The sequence below is a fragment of the Nonomuraea sp. NPDC050790 genome, assembly GCF_044456745.1.
Classification (GTDB): domain Bacteria; phylum Actinomycetota; class Actinomycetes; order Streptosporangiales; family Streptosporangiaceae; genus Nonomuraea.
On the sequence record NZ_JBITGF010000006.1, the window covers coordinates 582,944 to 599,630 of the forward strand.

The window sequence follows — 16,687 nt, forward strand, 5'->3', positions numbered from 1 at the left end:
CCACGGAACAGACCATAGTCCGGCAAAACGCCCCTACGCATCATGGACTACGCATCAGCGCTTCACGGCAGCGAAGCGTAGACGCACGTAGTCGGCCATCCAGCCCGTTTCCCTGCGAAGGGCGGGAGCGGCCAGTTCGTCGACCCGCCTGAGCAGCGGGTCGACCACCTCGGGCGGCACGCCGTCCAGCACCGATCCGGCGAACATCCGCACCCAGTCGGCGGCCCCGCCCGGACACTCGTCGAGCGGGGTGGGCCGGTCGAAGTGCTCCAGCAGGCGGACCACGAAGCCCTCCTGCTCCAGCCGCGAGGCATAGGCGGCGGGCGTGGGGAAGTACCACGGCAGGTCCGGTTCCGGCAGGCCGTACTCGCGCCAGGCGGTGTGCATGGCGGCGGTGAGCTCCGCGCAGTTGCCCGCCCCGCCCATCTCGGCGACGAAACGCCCGCCGGGCGCGAGCGCCTCGCGGACGCTGGAGATCACCGCGCCCGGGTCGCGGCTCATCCAGTGGAGGGCGGCGTTGGAGAAGACGGCGTCGTAGGCCTGCGCGACGTTGAAGTCGTGGCCGTCGCCGACGATGAAGTCGATCCCGGGGTACTGCGCGAGCGCTTTCTCGATCATGGCGGGGGAGCCGTCGATGCCCAGCACGTGGGCTCCCCGTAAGGCGATCTCGGCGGTCAGCACGCCGGTGCCGCAGCCCAGGTCGAGCACGCGCTCGCCGGGCCGCGGATCCAGCAGGTCGACCAGAGGCGCGCCCCTGGCGGAAACGTATCCGAAGCTGCTGTCCAGGGTGCGACTGGTCCACCGCTCCAAACTCGGTGCGTCGTAGCGCAAGACGATCAGCTCACAATCATCAGACATCGGGCCCCCGCGGCCGTGCTGTCGCTCACTGTAGATGCTGAACGTCTCTCACGACATATCCCGTCACACGGGTCTCATCCCATACTCTGCGTCCATTCCCGCTTCAGGTACGACTTTGCGGCATCTGCCTGCGGAATCGTGAGAAGGAGTGGCGGGCCCGGTGCGACCGGAAGTGTCGCCGCCTGCTCGGTGTCGAGCGTGCCGCGCATGAGCATGGCCTCGCCGCGGGCCGGGCGGGCGTACCCCTTCTGGAGGAGGTTCTGGCCCTCGTCGGAGAAGAGGAACTCCTGCCACAGGCGGGCGGCGGCCGGATGCGTCGCGTCCTTGTTGATCGCCTGGACGTAGTAGCCGCCGAGCGGCGCGTCGCGCGGGATCGTGACCTTCCACGCCTCGGGGTCCTCGGCGGCGCGGGCGGCGTTCAGGTGGTCCCAGTCGACGACCACGTTCGCCTTGGCCGGATCGGTGAGCCTGCCGCCCTGCTTGAGCTTGACGAACAGGTCGACGCCGCGGGCCGCGTCCGGCGTGCCGCCGCGCATCGAGGCGGCGATCACGCCGTTGAACGCCGAGGCGGTCTTCAGCGGGTCGCCCGCCAGCGCCACCATGTAGCCGGGCTTGGTCAGGTCGGCGAAGGAGGCGGGCGCCGCCACCTTGCGCGGGTCGTAGCCGATGGACATGTAGCCGCCGTAGGCCGCGTACCAGGCGCCCTTGGCGTCCTTGACGTGGTCGGGCAGGTCCTGCCAGCCCTGGACCTTGTACGGCGCGAACCTGGCCGCGTTGGCCACCGCCACGTCCAGGGTGAGGTCGAACACGTCGGGCTTGAGCTGGGCGGCGGCCTGGAGTTCGCGGGCGCTGCTGGCGCGCGGTTCGAGCTCGTTGACCTTGATGCCGTACTTCTCGGAGAAGGTGTCGATGATCTCGCCGTAGTTCACCCACTCGCGGGGGAGGGCGACGACGTTGAGCGTGCCCTCCTTCTTGGCGGTCTCGGCCAGGCGGTCCATGGTCGTGAAGCCGTCCTTCATGGACAGGGCCTTCGCGTTGACCGGCGGCAGCGGCTTTTGCTCGGTCGTCGGGGAGGCGCCGCACCCGGCGCTGACGAGGATGGCGGCTACGGCGGCGCAGGTACGTACTGTCACACAACGAATACTTGCCGCTACATCCGTCCAGGTCGAGGAGGCGCGGCCGGGACCACCTTGGCCGCGACCAGGGATTCTTCGGCGATCTCCACGATCGTGCCGTCCCGTTTACGAACCCTGAGGACGCCGTCGTCCCACGATTCGAGAATGCCGACCGCATCACGGAACCCGCCGGGCACCCGCCTGCGCGTGGTGATCCGTACCCCTATATCCGCAGATGTGACCCTGATAGTCAGGCGAGCGGCCACGAGTTTGGCACCCTCCGTTCCAGCCACTTGGCTAGCACGGCAATACTAGGGCTTAGCAAACCGCGGTTGGAGTCGCGCCATGGTGCGGAGAAGAAGGAGCTCGAGGTGACCTACGTCATCGCGCAGCCTTGCGTGGACGTCCTTGACAAGGCGTGCATCGAGGAGTGCCCCGTCGATTGCATCTACGAGGGCGAGCGCATGCTTTATATCCACCCCGACGAGTGCGTGGACTGCGGCGCGTGCGAACCGGTGTGCCCCGTAGAGGCGATCTTCTACGAGGACGACCTGCCGGAGCAGTGGAAGGACTACTACAAGGCGAACGTGGACTTCTTCGAGGACCTCGGCTCGCCCGGCGGCGCCTCGAAGGTCGGCAAGATCGACAAGGACCACCCTGTCGTCGCCGCCCTCCCGCCCCAGGCGGAGGACCACTAGGCGTCTCGCTCTCCGAGACGCTCCATCCATGACGGCAAGCCACCCCCACGCCACCCGCCGACCCTGGCGGGCGCCGATCGTGGGGGTCGCTTCTCACGCCGGACGTGGCGCCCGCCGTCACGGCGTTTCGTCAACCCCTGGGCGCGGAACCCACACCTGGGAACGGGAATCCCCCGTGACCCGGGGCCACTAGTGTGGGGTTCTGTGAACAACCTGCCTGACTTCCCCTGGGACCGGCTCGTGCCGTACAAGGAGCGGGCCGCCGCTCATCCCGACGGGATCGTGGACCTGTCGGTGGGCACGCCGGTGGACCCGGTGCCGCCGCTGGTGCGGACCGCGCTGATCGAGGCGGCCGACAGCCCCGGCTACCCCCTGACCCACGGCACCAAGGCGCTGCGCGAGGCCGCCGCCGGATGGCTGGCCCGCCGCCACGGGGTGCGGGTGGACCAGCGGGACGTGCTGCCGCTGATCGGGTCCAAGGAGTTCGTGGCCTGGCTGCCCACGTACCTGGGCGCCAAGAGGGTCGTTTTCCCCGAACTCGCCTACCCGACCTACGACGTCGGCGCCCGGCTGGCCGGAGCCGAGGGCACCGCGGCGGACGGGCTGCTGGCCCTCGGTCCCGAGCGCGTCGACCTGGTCTGGGTCAACTCGCCGGGCAACCCCACGGGCAAGGTGCTGCCCGCCGAGCACCTGCGCAAGGTCGTGGCCTGGGCGCGCGAGCGCGGCGCCGTGGTCGCCTCCGACGAGTGCTACATCGAGCTCGGCTGGGAGGACAGGCCGGTCTCGATCCTCCATCCGGACGTGTGCGAGGGCTCGCACGAGGGGCTGCTGGCCGTTCACTCGCTCTCCAAGCGCTCGAACCTGGCCGGCTACCGGGCGGGCTTCGTCACCGGCGACCCGGCGCTGGTCGGGCGGCTCCTGGAGATGCGCAAGCACGCGGGCATGCTGATGCCGCAGCCGGTCCAGGCCGCGATGGCCGCCGCGTTCGCCGACGACGCCCACGCCGACGCCCAGCGCGAGCGCTACGCGGCCCGCCGGGCGGCGCTGCGTCCCGCGCTGGAGAAGGCGGGCTGGCGGGTGGACCACTCGACCGCCGGGCTGTACCTGTGGGCCACGAACGGCGAGCCCGCGTGGGAGCAGGTTGGGCGGCTAGCCGAAAATGGCATTTTGGTCGCGCCGGGTGAATTCTATGGATCCGCAGGTGAACGGCACGTTCGCATCGCGATAACGGCAACCGACGAACGCATCGATGCGGCCGTGCGTCGCCTCCAGTAGGATCGCGCGTCGTACGTAGACATAAGTAGATACAGGGCGTTTGCCGAGGCAGACCGCGAGTGGAGCGAGCTGGACGATGAGCATGACCTCCTGGGTCGTACTCGGGCTGAGCATCGCCACCGTCCTGTTGTTGCTTGGGGCTTTCGTCGCCACCATGCGCCAGGACAGGAGGGGCCGCTCGGCCACGCCCCCGTCCGAGGACGTGGTGGTCCAGAGCCCGATGCCGGCGCCGGTGAGCATGCCCGCGCCCGCCGCCGGCTACGACGATCCGCGCGAGATCCGGGTGGGCGACCGGATCGAGGTGCACGGGGCGCGTTCCGAGGTGCTCGGGGCCCTGCACGTGGCGCTCCAGGGGCAGCAGTGGACCGAGTACCTGCTGGACGACGGCTCGCGGCGGGCCCGGTGGCTGACGGTCGAGATCCGGCAGGGGCTGGTCTCCGGTGACCCGCCCCACCTGGAGGTTCTCGTCTGGACCGAGGTGCCCACGCAGGGCATGATCCCGGCCAAGAGCATGATCATCATGGAGGGCGTGGAGTTCTTCCCGGTGGACCGGGGCACGGCCGCCTTCCGCTCCGAGGGCGACACCGGCCACCCGGACCGCGGCCTGCTGGACTTCGCCGACTACCGGGCCGCCGACGGGCGCCTGCTCTCCTTCGAGCGGGTCCAGGGCTCACCCTGGACCGCCGCCTACGCCCAGCCCCTGCCGCCGGGTTCCATCGCCATCATCAGCCACGCTTCCTGACGTTTCGGGCCGTCCGCAGCGGGCCGCGTCGCCGGTCGATGGAACGTGCCCATCCTGCCGTTTCGCCGGGCCGGGATGTGGGATGTCAGGTTCGCGAAGGCCCGAAGTGGTGCGGGCCTGGCGGTTGCCGACAACCTTCCTGGAACACGCGATATTGCGGGCAATTTTCCGAGAATTCGTCGTTTGCCAGCAATACCGGCGCTCGTTCCAGCGATGCCGGGTTCAGGACAGAGTGTCATTTCCGCGCGCGGGTGGAACGGCTGGATCAGGTCTCGGGGGGTCAGGACAGGACGACCTCGGTGGTGGAGGACTTGCCGCCGGGCTTCCAGCCGTCGCTGACCTCCTCGGCCCGCCAGGACACCCCGTTGTAGTCGACGCGGCGCAGGCCGTACTCCTGGGCGTGGGCGACCGACCACGCGGCCACCAGCCACCCGCGGCGCTCGGTGGTGATGGCGGTGCTGCCCAGCGCGCGGGCGAGCTTGCGGCGGGCCTCCTCGGTGCGCGGGCGCGGCGTGGCGGCGGGGGTGGCGGTCGGGTCCGGGTAGGTGCAGTGGACGGACCTGGGGACGCGCCCCGTGAACGCGGCCGCGAGGATCTTGGCGTCGCTCTCGTGCGGCGCGTACGCGTAGCCGCCGGCCGAGCGCTGCACCTCCTGGGCCGCCTCGGCGAGGGGCATCTTGCGGTAGTTCTTCACCTTGACCAGGGCGGCGAAGAACTTGTTGGTGGAGTAGACCGGGTCCATGATCTGCTTCGGCTTGCCCCAGCCCTGCGAGGGGCGCTGCTGGAAGACGCCGAGCGAGTCGCGGTCGCCGTGGTCGAGGTTGAAGAGCTTCGACTCCTGCAGCGCCGTCGCGTAGGCGATCACGACCGCCCGCTCGGGCAGCTTGCGACGCGCGGCCACCGCCGCGATGGTCGCCGAGATCTGCGCCTGCTCGACGTCCAGGCTGAGTTCGCCGGTCGGCGTGCGTACCACGCATCCGGCCACGACCTGGCGGAACGGCTTGGCCTGCTTGAGCAGGTTGTACAGGCCCACGGTGATGGCCACCGCGAGCACGACGACGATGGCCGCGATGGTCAGGACCCCTCGGGAGAAGCGCACGCGCACCCTGAAAAACCTACCCGGCCAGATAGGCTCCGGGGCCATGAGCCACCAGAGCATGTCCTCGCCGCTGCCGGCCGCGGTCGACGAGTTGTGGGAGCGCAGGGCGGAGCTGTCGCCGGCCGACACCGACGCGCGCACGCTGATCGTCTCCGCCATCGACCTGCTGGACACCGGCAAGGCCAGGGTCGCCCGGCTGGAGGACGGCGAGGTACTGGTGGACGAGCGGGCCAAGCGGGCGATCCTGCTCAGCTTCAAGGTGCTCGGCATGGCCAGGTCGCAGGTGGGCGACTTCCAGCACCACGACAGGCAGCCGCTGAAGACCACGTTCGACGGCGTGCGCGTGGTGCCGGGCGCGATCGTCCGCTGGGGCGCCTATCTCGCGCCCGGCGTGGTGCTGATGCCGTCCTTCACCAACATCGGCGCCTACGTCGGCGAGGGCACGATGGTCGACACCTGGGCGACGGTCGGCTCCTGCGCCCAGATCGGCGACAACGTCCACCTGTCCGGCGGCGTCGGCGTCGGCGGCGTGCTGGAGCCGCCGAACGCGGTGCCCGTGGTCATCGAGGACGACGTGCTGGTCGGCAGCCGCGCGATGATCGTCGAGGGGGCCAGGGTCGGTCGCGGCGCGGTCGTCGGGGCGGGCACGATCCTGTCGGCCTCGATCCCGGTCATCGACGTGAACACCGGCGAGGAGCTGGGCCGCGGGCGCATCCCCGACTGGAGCGTGGCCGTCGGTGGAACGCGCCAGAAGGAGTTTCCCGGCGGCACCTTCGGGCTGCCGTGCGTGCTGGTGCTGAAGAAGCTGGAGCCGGGAGAGCGCCACGACAAGGCCGCGCTCAACGAGGTGCTGCGCGAGCACGGCGTCAACGCCTGAAGGGGAGTACTCATGCTTGATCTGAGCCAGGACGCGGGCGCGCTGACCGCCGCGATCGTGGACGTGGAGTCGGTGAGCGGGGACGAGAAGGCCCTTGCCGATCTGGTCGAGGGGGCGTTGCGGGCGCTGCCGTACCTGCGGGTGGACAGGCTGGGCGAGACGGTCGTGGCGCGCACGTCGCTCGGCCGCGCGGAGAGGGTGCTGATCGCCGGGCACCTCGACACGGTGCCGGTCGCCGCGAACCTGCCGAGCCGGGTGGAGGCCGGGCGCCTCTACGGCTGCGGGACCTCCGACATGAAGGCGGGCGTCGCCGTCGCGCTCAGGCTGGCCGCGCTGCTGCCCGCGCCCAACCGCGACGTCACCTACGTCTTCTACGACTGCGAGGAGGTCGAGGCCGAGCGCAACGGGCTCAACAGGGTCGCCCGCGAGCACCCCGAGTGGCTGGCGGCCGACTTCGCGGTGCTGATGGAGCCGACCGACGGGGTGATCGAGGGCGGCTGCCAGGGGACCTTGCGGGCGGAGGTCCACGTGGCGGGCAAACGCGCCCACAGCGCCCGGTCGTGGTTCGGGGTCAACGCCATCCACGGGATCGAGCCGGTGCTGGCCAGGCTCAACGCCTACCAGGCCAGGCTGCCGGTGGTCGACGGGCTGGAGTACCACGAGGGGCTCAACGCGGTCGGCGTGCGCGGCGGCGTGGCGGGCAACGTCATCCCCGACGCGTGCGTGGTGACCGTGAACTACCGCTTCGCGCCCGACCTCACGGTCGAGCAGGCGCAGCGGCACGTGCGCGAGGTGTTCGACGGCTTCGAGGTGAGCTTCACCGACGCCGCGCCGGGCGCGCGGCCCGGGCTGACCGATCCGGTGGCGGCGGCGTTCACCGCGGCGGTCGGCGGTGAGCCGCGGGCCAAACTGGGCTGGACGGATGTGGCCAGGTTCTCGGCGCTGGGCGTGCCCGCGGTCAACTACGGTCCCGGGGATCCGAACCTGGCGCATCAGCAGGGCGAGTACGTGTCGCTGGAGAAGATCGCCGACAGCGAGCGTGCGATGCTGAACTGGCTGGCCTGAAGGGGGACATACGTGAAAGTGGCTCTCCTCGCCGGCCATTTGGCGGGGAGAGCCACTTTCAGTCCCGAGCAGCACCCTCGCCGATTAGACGCAGGGTTCGCGAATTTCGGTTCCTCCTTCTTCGAAGATTTTTACAAGAGGTTTCACCGTCGGGCTGACCTGCGGTTTCGTAGCTGTAAGCCGGGATTCGCCCGGATGGCATGGACTGGGGGATAGCGTGACCGCATGAAGCAGTCACGTCCCGAGCGTCGCCAGGGTCAGGCGGTAGTGCGCGGAAAGCTCGTGCCCGAGTCCACCCACGACCAGCGCCTGCTCGACCGGCAGGGGTCCACCGACTGGCTGCACATGGATCCGTGGCGGGTCCTGCGCATCCAGGCGGAGTTCGTGGAGGGCTTCGGGCAACTGGCGGAACTGCCGCCGGCGGTCACGGTGTTCGGCTCGGCACGGACGCCGGACGACTCCGCCGACTACGAGCTGGGCGTGGAGCTGGGGCGGGCGCTGGCCGAGGCCGGGTACGCGGTCATCACCGGCGGCGGGCCCGGCGTGATGGAGGCGGCCAACCGGGGCGCCACGGAGGTGGACGGCGCGGTCTCGGTGGGGCTGGGGATCGAGCTGCCGTTCGAGCAGCGGATGAACGACTACGTAGACCTCGGGATCGAGTTCCGCTACTTCTTCGTGCGCAAGACGATGTTCGTCAAGTACTCGTGCGGGTTCATCGCGCTGCCCGGCGGGTTCGGCACGCTGGACGAGCTGTTCGAGGCGCTGACGCTGGTGCAGACGCAGAAGGTGACGTCGTTCCCGGTGGTGCTGGTGGGGACGTCGTTCTGGGGCGGGATGGTCGACTGGATCAAGACCACGCTCCTGGGCACGGGCAAGATCGCGGCGGCGGACCTCGACCTCATCCACCTCACCGACGACGTCCACGCCGCCGTCCGCATCATCACCGAGGGCGACACGCTGCGCTCCCAGCCGATCGTCGAACCTCAGTAGCTTCTGTCACGGCTGGTCTTTGTCACGGCTGGCTCTGCTACGGCTGGTTTCTGTCACGGCTGGTTCCGCCACGACCGGTTCTGTCATGACTGGCTTCTGTCGCGACTGGCTTTTGTTACGGCAAGCCCGCCCGGCGCCGCCCGCCGTCGTCGGCGGGCGCCGGTCGGGTGGTCGCTTCTCACGTCGGACGTGGCGCTCGCCGCCACGGCGATGCGTCGGCACGTCACCGTGGTTCGCCCGGGTGCGCCCGGTTTGGGTGGGGCGCATAGGGTGGCGTGTCGTGAATGTGTGTGTTTTCTGTGCCTCCAGCCTGAAGATCGACCGCAAGTACGTGGAGCTGGCCGCCGAGGTCGGGACCCAGTTGGCCAAGAGGGGTCACACGCTGGTCAGCGGCGGGGCCACGGTGTCGTGCATGGGGGCGGTCGGCGCCGCCGCCCGTGCCGCCGGTGGGCACACCATCGGGGTCATTCCGCAGGTGCTGGTCGACATCGAGGTAGCCGACCAGGACTCCGGCGAACTCATTGTCACCGCTGACATGCGTGAACGCAAAGGGCTCATGGACGCCCGCTCCGACGCCTTCCTCGTGCTGCCCGGCGGGATCGGGACCCTGGAGGAGCTGTTCGAGATCTGGACGGCCCGCGTGCTCGGCATCCATGACCGGCCGCTGGTGATCCTCGATCCCTGGGGGCTCTACGACCCTCTGCGGCAGCTCATCGAGAACATGTATGACCAGGGCTTCACCCGGGCCAACGTCTTCGACGCCATCGCCTGGACCGCCACCGTGGAGGACGCGATGGCCCATGTCGAGGGCGCCACCAAGCCGGTCCGGCCCTCCGTCGCCGAGCTCGGTGAGGCCACTCCCTGATTCTCTCTTGCTAGGCCAGGCCGCGGCGGGTCAGGGCTGGGGGGCGGCGGCCGGCCAGGGAGTCGGTCATGTCGATCGCCTGCCGTACCTCGTCGTGGTGGTGGGTGATGAAGATCTGGGTTCCGTGCCAGCGGTAGACGGCGGCGGCGGCCAGTGCGGGGTTGAGGTCGGCGGGTAGTTCGACCACCACGACCTTGCCCGTCGCCACCAGGTGGGCGGCTTCCGCGGGGGAGCCGGCGCGGGTCCAGGAGGGGTCGACGCGCGTGCCCGGGGCGACAAGTGTGGGCTGCATGTCTCGATCGTATGAGTACGATGCCAATGTGCTGGTCGTACTCGCCATCGCCGCGCTCGCCATTCTCGCCTGTGTGGTGCTGGTCTCCCTCGGTAAGGGCGGTGAGCTGACCGAGTTCCCGCCTGACGTCCCGCCGCTCGATCTGCCCGAGCCTGGGCAGCTCACGGCGGTCGACTTCATGGCGTTGCATCTGCCGGTCAACCTGGTCGGGTATCACACGCAGAGTGTCGATGAGACGCTGCGCCGCGCCGCCAGTGCCATCAGCGCGCGTGACACCAGGATCGCCGTGCTGGAGCAGCGGGTCTCGGAACTGCTGTCCAGCCGCCTGCAGGCCCGGCAGGAGATCTATGCCGCCCCTGGCGCCGCGCTCCGCACCGAGCACGAGCCGCCGGTGGTCGAGCGTGACCTGGCCGAGGAGGGCGATCCCGCGGCACCCGGCCTGGGGGCGCCTGCCGCGTCCCAGGCACCTGCCTCGTCTCAGGGGCCTGCCTCGTCTCTGGGGCCTGCTTCGGAGGTGCCTGCCGCGTCTCAGGCGCCTGCCGCGGAGGTGCCTGCCGTACCGCACGAGAGTGTGGTGCCGCATGAGCCCGCCGAGGCTGACGAGGATGTGGAGGACGCGGAGAAGCAGCCCACGCCCACCGACGTGCTCGTCCACAAGGCGAAGGAGCCGGAGGGCGGGAGCGCGTGAGTGAGGTGATCCGCTGCTGGTGGACCGGCATGGCGGACCCGATGTACATCGCCTACCACGACGAGGAGTGGGGGCAGCCGGTTCGCGGGGACGACAGGGTGTTCGAGCGGGTGTCGCTGGAGGCGTTCCAGTCGGGGCTGTCGTGGCTGACGATCCTGCGCAAACGGGAGAACTTCCGCGCCGCCTTCGACGGGTTCGCCATCGAGAAGGTGGCCGCCTACACCGAGCGTGACGTGGAGCGGCTGCTCGGTGACGCGGGCATCGTGCGCAACCGGGCGAAGGTCGAGGCGGTGATCGCCAACGCCAGGGCCGCGCTAGACCTGCCGGACGGGTTGTCGGAGCTGGTGTGGCGGCACGCCGACCCCGACTCGCCGGTGCCCAAGGCGATGAGCGACGTTCCCGCCATCACCCCGGGCTCCAAGGCGCTGGCCAAGGAGCTGAAGAAGCACGGGTTCCGCTTCGTCGGCCCGACCACCGCCTACGCCCTGATGCAGGCCATCGGCCTGGTCAACGACCACCTCGCCGACTGCGTCGTCAGGACCGGGCTACGCTGACCGTGTCGCCGTCGGGGAAGGTGATCTCGACGGCGTCCGCGCGCACCTCGACGCCGATGGCGTCGCGAAGGGCTCCAGGGTGTACGGCGTCGCCCGACAGCACCACCAGCGTCACGTGTGTCCCTGGACGGTCCGCCTCCAGGCGGGGTGTGGCCGAGTGGGGGCCGAAGGCGTTGGCCTCGACGTCGCGCACGACGGTGGCGCGCTGCCAGCCGTACAGGCCGACGAGCGCCGAGGTGAGCCCGTCCGCCCGCCGCGCCAACGCCCACCCGGGCCCGGTCGCCACCGCAGGCGGCGAAAAGTCGGCCACCGCGTAACCACCTTCCCGCACCACTGAGATGTCGGCCGCAGGGTGATCGCCCACGGGCACCGGCGGGGCGTCGGCGGCCGCGTGGTCGGCTTCGGGGACCGGTGAATCGTTCGGTGGGGTGATGGTGTGGACGCGGATTTCCCAGGGGCCGCGGACGGTCGAGGTGGTGGTGATCCGGGTGCCGTCCGGGGTTTCGTAGAAGGAGGAGGCGGTCCTGTCCTCGCAGGTCAGGGGGTGGATGGCGCCTCGGGGGGAGGCGGGGGCGACAGTGATGTGGTTGTCGGCGGACTGGCCGTGGTCCGGGCCGGTGCGGGTGGAGTAGGCGAGCCGGGCGTAGTGGGGGTCGTCGGGCGGGGCGCCGTGGTCGCTGCCGTGGTTGACCAGGCGGACCACGCCGTCGTGCCGGGTCCCGTGCAGCAGCAGGCCGGTCGCGGGGATGGCGGCCACGACGTCGTGCTCGTCCAACGGCAGGGGCTGCTCGCGCTCGGTCCACACCGGGTGGTCGGGCGGGAGGAGAAGACCCAGGAAGCCCTTCGAGGCCCAGTATGGGGAGGCGGGCCCCGAGTACGACTGGGTGGCGGGCAGGAACGTGCCGTACCAGCCGAGCGACAGCAGCCCCCGCTCGTCCGGCACCCCGCGCTCGGCGAAGTGCCTGACCACGGAGGAGGCCAGCTTGCGCGTCTGCCCGGCCGACAGGGGAGTGGCGTCGGCCAGCGCGCCCAGCCAGACGGGCGCGAGGGCGGCGAAGCGGTAGGTCAGCGACCGCCCCTGGTGCATGGGCGCGCCATCAGACCCGAAAAAATGCTGATAAGTCGTCAAAAAGGTGTGGAGGCGTTCCCGGTACACCCCACCCGACGCCCCCGACATCCGCGTCCACATCAGCGGATACAGGTGCAGCGCCCACCCGCAGTAGTAGTCGAAGTTGCGGGTGCCGCCGTCGGTGTACCAGCCGTCGCCGACGTACCACTCCTCGATGCGCGCGAGGCCCCGGTCGATCTCCTCCTGACGGTACGGCCCGCCGACCGACTTGAGAAACTCCTCCGACACCGTCTGGAACAGCATCCAGTTGTTGTCCCAGGTCCGCCTGCCCACGAACCCGCCCAGCCACTCGACCACCCGCTCCTGGACCGAGGAGTCGAGCCGGTCCCAGAGCCAGGCCCGCGTCTCGTGCAGGCCGATCGCGATCGAGGCGGCCTCGACCATCTGCTGCGAGCAGTCGGTCAGCTCCGGCCAGGAGTCGGGGGCCGAGGGGTCGGTGCCGGCGGCCAGGCCGTCGGCGTAGCGCTCGATCAGGCCGGGCGGCGCCGCGCCACCCGCCCCCGCGATCCGGAACGCCGCCAGCAGGAAGGTGCGGGCGAAGCCTTCCAGCCCGTCCGAGCGCACCCCTGACCAGGAGGCCCGTCCGGGCAGGTCGTAGCGGGCCTGCCCCGGCGAGGCGTAGGGCACGACCGCGTCGAGCAACTGGTCGGCCATCGCCTCCCAGTGGTCGCGGGTCCAGCCGGTTCGGGGGGAGAGGATGCGGTTGGTGGGTGGGAGGGGGGAAAACGTCATGTCCTGCCGATCGCCAGTTCTGCGGTGTGCGTCCGGCCGCCTGAGCCGGACAGGTTCACGGTGAGGGCCGCATTCTTTCCCAGGGTGACCGTGACCGAATCGTCGGCCCTGATCAGCCGGTGGGCCGGGCGGCCCAAGGCGAGCCGTACCGTGGGGGTCGTCCTGCCCGGGTCGGCGACGGCCACCCGGATGCGGCCGGCGGCCTGCCGTACCAGGACGGTGCAGGGGGCGTCGGCGCTCACCTCGCCCGCGGTGCCCGCGCTCCAGAACGTGGCGGCGAACAGCCGCCCGCCGCCCACCGACCGGCCGGACGCGGCCACCGCCTGCACCGCGGCGGTGTTGGACAGCACCCGCACCCGGTCGAACTCCTCGGTCTGCTCGCGCGTGGCGTTCGGCAGGACCAGGTAGGCGTAGGCGGCGTTCGCGGGGTTGGCACCGTGGTCCAGCCACAGCGTGGCGTAGTCGCGCGTGACCGGGTCCGCGGTGCCGCCGGTGCCGGGTCCGTCGTCGATGGCCCGCCAGGTGTCGGTCCTGCGCTCGCGCAGTGTGCGCAGCTCGCCGGGGGAGAGCAGGACATACCCGGCGACGCCGCTCAGGTGCGCGCGGTCGCCGCGCGTGGTGAGCCGGGCCGTCGTGCCGCGGTTCTCGACGACCGTCTCGATGGTCCTGTGGTCGGTGCTGGTGATCCCCGCGCCCAGGCAGACCACCGCGTCGTCCAGGCAGATCCAGCTCTTCCTGGCCGTCAGCGTGGTTCCGGCGGCCATGAGGTCGAGGCTCGCGACGCCGTAGCCGTCGATCGTGGTTCCGCCCGCCCAGGTGTTGGCCGGGCGGAAGGTGCCGGTGCCGCTGACCGAGACGGCGGGGTCGCGGTGGCGGGTGTCCACGGTGGTGCCGGCCAGGCGGTAGGAGTTCACGGTGGGCCAGTAGTCGGCGGTGTAGTGGTCCCTGCCGTCGGCGCCGTCGGTGTAGAGGTAGGTGGTGCCGTCGCCCTGGTACCAGGCGCGGTAGTTCTCGCCGTTGCCGCACTCGTACATGGCGATCCGCCTGGACGACAGGCTGATCGCGAACGACCACCCGGGCCGGCGGTGCACGATCCTGTCCATCGCGGCGAACACGTGGTGGCCGGACGGGCGCGGCGCCGCCACCACGGACCGGTCGGCCAGCAGCGCCGTGGCCCGCGCGGTCGCCGGGACGTCGGCCAGCTCCAGGAACCTGCCCCGGCGCACCCACCCCTTGGCCAGCTCCCGGAAACGCCCCGCGTAGGGGGCGGGCGCACCGGCGGCCAGTTGCAGCACGGCGTCCACGGTGTCCCGCCCGGCGTGCTGGTCGCGGCCGAACTGCCGGGTGACCGCCCGCCCGCGCACGCTGTCCATCATCAGCCCGTCGTGGATCCAGGGCGCGTAGGTGCGCTCGACCGCGTCCAGCACCACCGCCAGCTTCGGGTCGCGCACCTCCCACGCCGAACCGCCGAGCAGGCCGAGCACCGCGCTGACCGACTGCAGCAGCACCACGCCGTAGGAGCCGGTGTAGGCCACGACGTCGTGCTGGACGAACGAGCCGTCGGTGTAGAAGCCGTCGCCCGAGCCGACGTAGGCGAACAGCGAGCGCCTGCCGCCGTCGCGCACGTCGGACAGGCCGTCGCGGGCCAGCGCCAGCTTGGCCGCGTCCTCCCCGGCGATGCCGCGCAGGGCGACGATCAGGGCCTTGTCGGCGCGGTTCGCGCCGGTCTCGGCGAAGTCCGTGAGGTTGGTACGCCGGTCGGGGTTGGGGCAGAACCGGTCGACCGCCCGAATCCACGCGGCCCGCTGGCCGGCGCCGATGTGGTCGTGCAGCAGCAGGCAGGTGTCCATGAGGGCGCGCGGGGCGCCGATCTCCCAGTGCCACCAGTTGCCGGTCTCGCGTTTGGTCTCGTTGTAGGCGCGGGCGTACAGGAGGTCGAGGCCGCCGAGGATGTCGGTGGCGAGGGCGGCGTCGCCGTACTGGCCGGTGCCCTTGGTCGCCCAGGCGAGGGCGAGCGTGCGCAGCCGCTGGTAACTGGCGGCGATGTCGGCGCTGGCCCCGGTCAGCGGCAGGTCCGCCCACAGGAAGGTACGGCCCGCCGCCCGCTCCATGGCCGACCGCCACCCCGACGCGGCGGCGTCCAGCCGGGCGAGCGGCGCGGCGAAGGCCGGATCCGCCGGATCGAACGCCCCTCCGGCCAGCATGGCGACCGCCTTGGCCCGCAGCGCCGCGAACTCCGCAGCCGATCCCGCGGCGGCCGGGTTCGCGCGCATCAGCACGGGCGCCGCGACCGCGCCCGCCAGCAGCGCCCTGCGGGTGATCATTCGCTGAGCCCGGACGGGTCGGCGGCGGGCAGGCCGAGCGCCGCCACCTGGTCCAGCCACTCCCGCGTCAGCGGCGCCCCCCACCGGGTCCAGAACCCGCTCAGATCCCGCCCGGCGATCCGCGAGGTGTAGAGGGCCAGGTACCCCCAGCGCCGCGCGGTCTCGGTCCAGTCGGAGGGCGGGTTCTCCGCCCGTACGAGCCGGTGCAGCCGGGGCCAGAACGCCTCGGTGTAGGCCAGCTCCAACTGCCTGAACGGCACGAGCTTCTCGAACGCCCCGAGCTTGGTGAAGTCCGCCGCGGGCAGCTTCGGCAGCGCGCTCTGGTACGGCGTCAGCCCGGTCTTGGCGTCCGGCTTGGTGAGGTTGGACTGCTGGCCCAGCGCGCGCTGGGCGGCCAGCGAGTAGATGTTGACCGTCACCTCGGTCAGGTCGCCCGGCTTGTAGGCCATCTGCTGGTGCTGGTGGCCGAGCTCGTGGTAGACGCCCCAGCCTCGGGTGCGCAGCCCGTCCACGGTGAGCAGCCGGTCGAGGTAGGCGCGTGGGTAGGCGGTCCAGCCGTGGGTGGCGTAGGCGCCCGCGCCCGGGGGCATCCGCGGCGCCTCCACCAGGTGGAACGGCAGCGGGCCGCGCTCGTCCTGCCGCAGGCCGGAGATCGCGGCGTGCGAGTCGATGATCGATTCGAGCAGCCGCAGGTGCGCGGCGTGGTCCTGCTCACGCCACTGCAGGATGCCCTCGCGGGTGACGGTGACGATCGCGTGGCCTGAGACCAGCTCGGCCTGCGGCACGCCGGTGAGCCGGTCGAGCTGGGCCTGGAAGTCCGCCTCCGTCGTCCGGCCGAGCCGGAAGACCGGCGCCTCCAGTCCGCCGCTCACGAACCTGACCCTGGCCTGCTCGCCCGCGCCGATCATGGACAGGTAGACCATGCCGCCGCCGGCGTCCTCGACGGTGTTGGCGCCTGGGACGAGCGGGTAGGCGCGCGGGTTCTTGTAGGCGACGTCGGGGTGGGTGTCGGGGGCGCCGACGTGCAGGGTGGGCAGCAGCCCGTCCTTGGCGGCGACCTCGACGGTCAGCTTGGCGGCCGCGGGGAGGTAGACGCCGGTGTGGTGGAAGTCCGTGGTGCGCAGCGCCTGCTGCAGCCGCAGCCGCTCGCTCTCCGCCGCCACCCGCCCCCGCACGACCACGGTACGGCGGGCGGTCCCCGAGGCCCGCGCGGGAGAGGCCGTCGGGGAAGAGGCCGGCGAGGAAGAGGCCGGTGCGGGGGAGGCCAGTAAGGGGGCGGCGGCGAGGGCGCCGGTGAGGGTGAGGAAGCCACGTCTGGGGAGGTTTCGCATCGGGTTCTCCTTGGCAGGGCCGTATGCCGCCCGAGCTTGAAAGCGCTTACTAG

At 71.1% G+C, this 16,687-nt stretch carries 17 protein-coding genes; 9 read left to right on the plus strand and 8 right to left on the minus strand.

Going from position 1 to position 16,687, the window contains the following annotated elements:
- Positions 1-54: 54 nt before the first annotated feature.
- From ACIBEJ_RS32070 to ACIBEJ_RS32080, 3 genes are all read right to left on the minus strand, one after another.
- Positions 55-858: a class I SAM-dependent methyltransferase gene (locus tag ACIBEJ_RS32070; RefSeq protein WP_397186603.1), complete on the minus strand. Its 804-nt coding sequence runs from the start codon at positions 856-858 to the stop codon at positions 55-57.
- 74 nt (positions 859-932) lie between these two features.
- Entirely contained in the window at positions 933-1,991 is a 1,059-nt protein-coding gene (locus ACIBEJ_RS32075; RefSeq protein WP_397186604.1) for an ABC transporter substrate-binding protein, read from the minus strand.
- Between the two features lie 17 nt (positions 1,992-2,008).
- Positions 2,009-2,239 (minus strand): hypothetical protein, encoded by a 231-nt coding sequence (locus ACIBEJ_RS32080; RefSeq protein ID WP_397186605.1) that lies wholly within the window; start codon positions 2,237-2,239, stop codon positions 2,009-2,011.
- A gap of 105 nt (positions 2,240-2,344) precedes the next feature.
- Between ACIBEJ_RS32080 and fdxA the strand changes: the two genes are divergently transcribed.
- The 3 genes from fdxA (at position 2,345) to ACIBEJ_RS32095 (ending at position 4,688) form a co-directional block, all read left to right on the plus strand.
- Positions 2,345-2,671 carry a ferredoxin gene (gene fdxA, locus ACIBEJ_RS32085; protein WP_305923991.1) on the plus strand — a complete coding sequence of 109 codons (327 nt, stop codon included), beginning with the start codon at positions 2,345-2,347 and terminating at the stop codon, positions 2,669-2,671.
- A gap of 204 nt (positions 2,672-2,875) precedes the next feature.
- On the plus strand, positions 2,876-3,946 hold the full coding sequence (gene dapC, locus ACIBEJ_RS32090; protein ID WP_397186606.1) for a succinyldiaminopimelate transaminase: 1,071 nt from the start codon (positions 2,876-2,878) through the stop codon (positions 3,944-3,946).
- 76 nt (positions 3,947-4,022) lie between these two features.
- Positions 4,023-4,688, plus strand: a complete 666-nt coding sequence (locus ACIBEJ_RS32095; protein WP_397186607.1) for a DUF4178 domain-containing protein — start codon at positions 4,023-4,025, stop codon at positions 4,686-4,688.
- Positions 4,689-4,968: 280 nt separating this feature from the next.
- On the opposite strand, the gene ACIBEJ_RS32100 is transcribed toward ACIBEJ_RS32095, so the two are convergent.
- Complete coding sequence (locus ACIBEJ_RS32100; RefSeq protein ID WP_397186608.1) at positions 4,969-5,793, minus strand: hypothetical protein; 825 nt, start codon at positions 5,791-5,793, stop codon at positions 4,969-4,971.
- Between the two features lie 37 nt (positions 5,794-5,830).
- On the opposite strand from ACIBEJ_RS32100, the gene ACIBEJ_RS32105 reads away from it, so the two are divergent.
- The 4 genes from ACIBEJ_RS32105 to ACIBEJ_RS32120 all read left to right on the plus strand — a co-directional run bounded on the left by ACIBEJ_RS32105 (position 5,831) and on the right by ACIBEJ_RS32120 (position 9,584).
- Positions 5,831-6,664 (plus strand): 2,3,4,5-tetrahydropyridine-2,6-dicarboxylate N-succinyltransferase, encoded by an 834-nt coding sequence (locus ACIBEJ_RS32105; protein WP_397186609.1) that lies wholly within the window; start codon positions 5,831-5,833, stop codon positions 6,662-6,664.
- A 12-nt stretch (positions 6,665-6,676) separates the two neighbouring features.
- The gene (gene dapE / locus ACIBEJ_RS32110) at positions 6,677-7,729 is read left to right on the plus strand and encodes a succinyl-diaminopimelate desuccinylase (RefSeq protein WP_397186610.1); all 1,053 of its coding nucleotides are present in this window, start codon (positions 6,677-6,679) and stop codon (positions 7,727-7,729) included.
- A gap of 225 nt (positions 7,730-7,954) precedes the next feature.
- A complete protein-coding gene (locus tag ACIBEJ_RS32115; protein ID WP_397186611.1) occupies positions 7,955-8,719 on the plus strand; it encodes a TIGR00730 family Rossman fold protein in 765 nt (254 codons plus the stop codon).
- A gap of 280 nt (positions 8,720-8,999) precedes the next feature.
- Positions 9,000-9,584 carry a TIGR00730 family Rossman fold protein gene (locus tag ACIBEJ_RS32120; RefSeq protein WP_397186612.1) on the plus strand — a complete coding sequence of 195 codons (585 nt, stop codon included), beginning with the start codon at positions 9,000-9,002 and terminating at the stop codon, positions 9,582-9,584.
- A 10-nt stretch (positions 9,585-9,594) separates the two neighbouring features.
- On the opposite strand, the gene ACIBEJ_RS32125 is transcribed toward ACIBEJ_RS32120, so the two are convergent.
- Positions 9,595-9,876: a hypothetical protein gene (locus tag ACIBEJ_RS32125; RefSeq protein WP_397186613.1), complete on the minus strand. Its 282-nt coding sequence runs from the start codon at positions 9,874-9,876 to the stop codon at positions 9,595-9,597.
- A gap of 28 nt (positions 9,877-9,904) precedes the next feature.
- Between ACIBEJ_RS32125 and ACIBEJ_RS32130 the strand changes: the two genes are divergently transcribed.
- Together ACIBEJ_RS32130 and ACIBEJ_RS32135 are read left to right on the plus strand one after the other, a co-directional pair.
- Positions 9,905-10,564, plus strand: a complete 660-nt coding sequence (locus ACIBEJ_RS32130; RefSeq protein WP_397186614.1) for a hypothetical protein — start codon at positions 9,905-9,907, stop codon at positions 10,562-10,564.
- Positions 10,561-11,118: a DNA-3-methyladenine glycosylase I gene (locus ACIBEJ_RS32135; RefSeq protein ID WP_397186615.1), complete on the plus strand. Its 558-nt coding sequence runs from the start codon at positions 10,561-10,563 to the stop codon at positions 11,116-11,118. Before ACIBEJ_RS32130 ends, ACIBEJ_RS32135 begins: the two co-directional genes overlap by 4 nt.
- Here ACIBEJ_RS32135 and ACIBEJ_RS32140 read toward each other — a convergent pair.
- The 3 genes from ACIBEJ_RS32140 to ACIBEJ_RS32150 are packed head-to-tail and all read right to left on the minus strand — an operon-like array spanning position 11,099 to position 16,634.
- Positions 11,099-12,979: a DUF2264 domain-containing protein gene (locus ACIBEJ_RS32140; protein WP_397186616.1), complete on the minus strand. Its 1,881-nt coding sequence runs from the start codon at positions 12,977-12,979 to the stop codon at positions 11,099-11,101. The two genes, ACIBEJ_RS32135 and ACIBEJ_RS32140, sit on opposite strands and share 20 nt — an antisense overlap.
- Entirely contained in the window at positions 12,976-15,303 is a 2,328-nt protein-coding gene (locus ACIBEJ_RS32145) for a polysaccharide lyase 8 family protein (protein ID WP_397186617.1), read from the minus strand. The genes ACIBEJ_RS32140 and ACIBEJ_RS32145 overlap by 4 nt, the downstream gene beginning before the upstream one ends.
- Positions 15,300-16,634, minus strand: coding sequence for a M60 family metallopeptidase (locus ACIBEJ_RS32150; RefSeq protein WP_397186618.1), 1,335 nt, complete (start codon positions 16,632-16,634; stop codon positions 15,300-15,302). Before ACIBEJ_RS32150 ends, ACIBEJ_RS32145 begins: the two co-directional genes overlap by 4 nt.
- Positions 16,635-16,687: the final 53 nt, after the last annotated feature.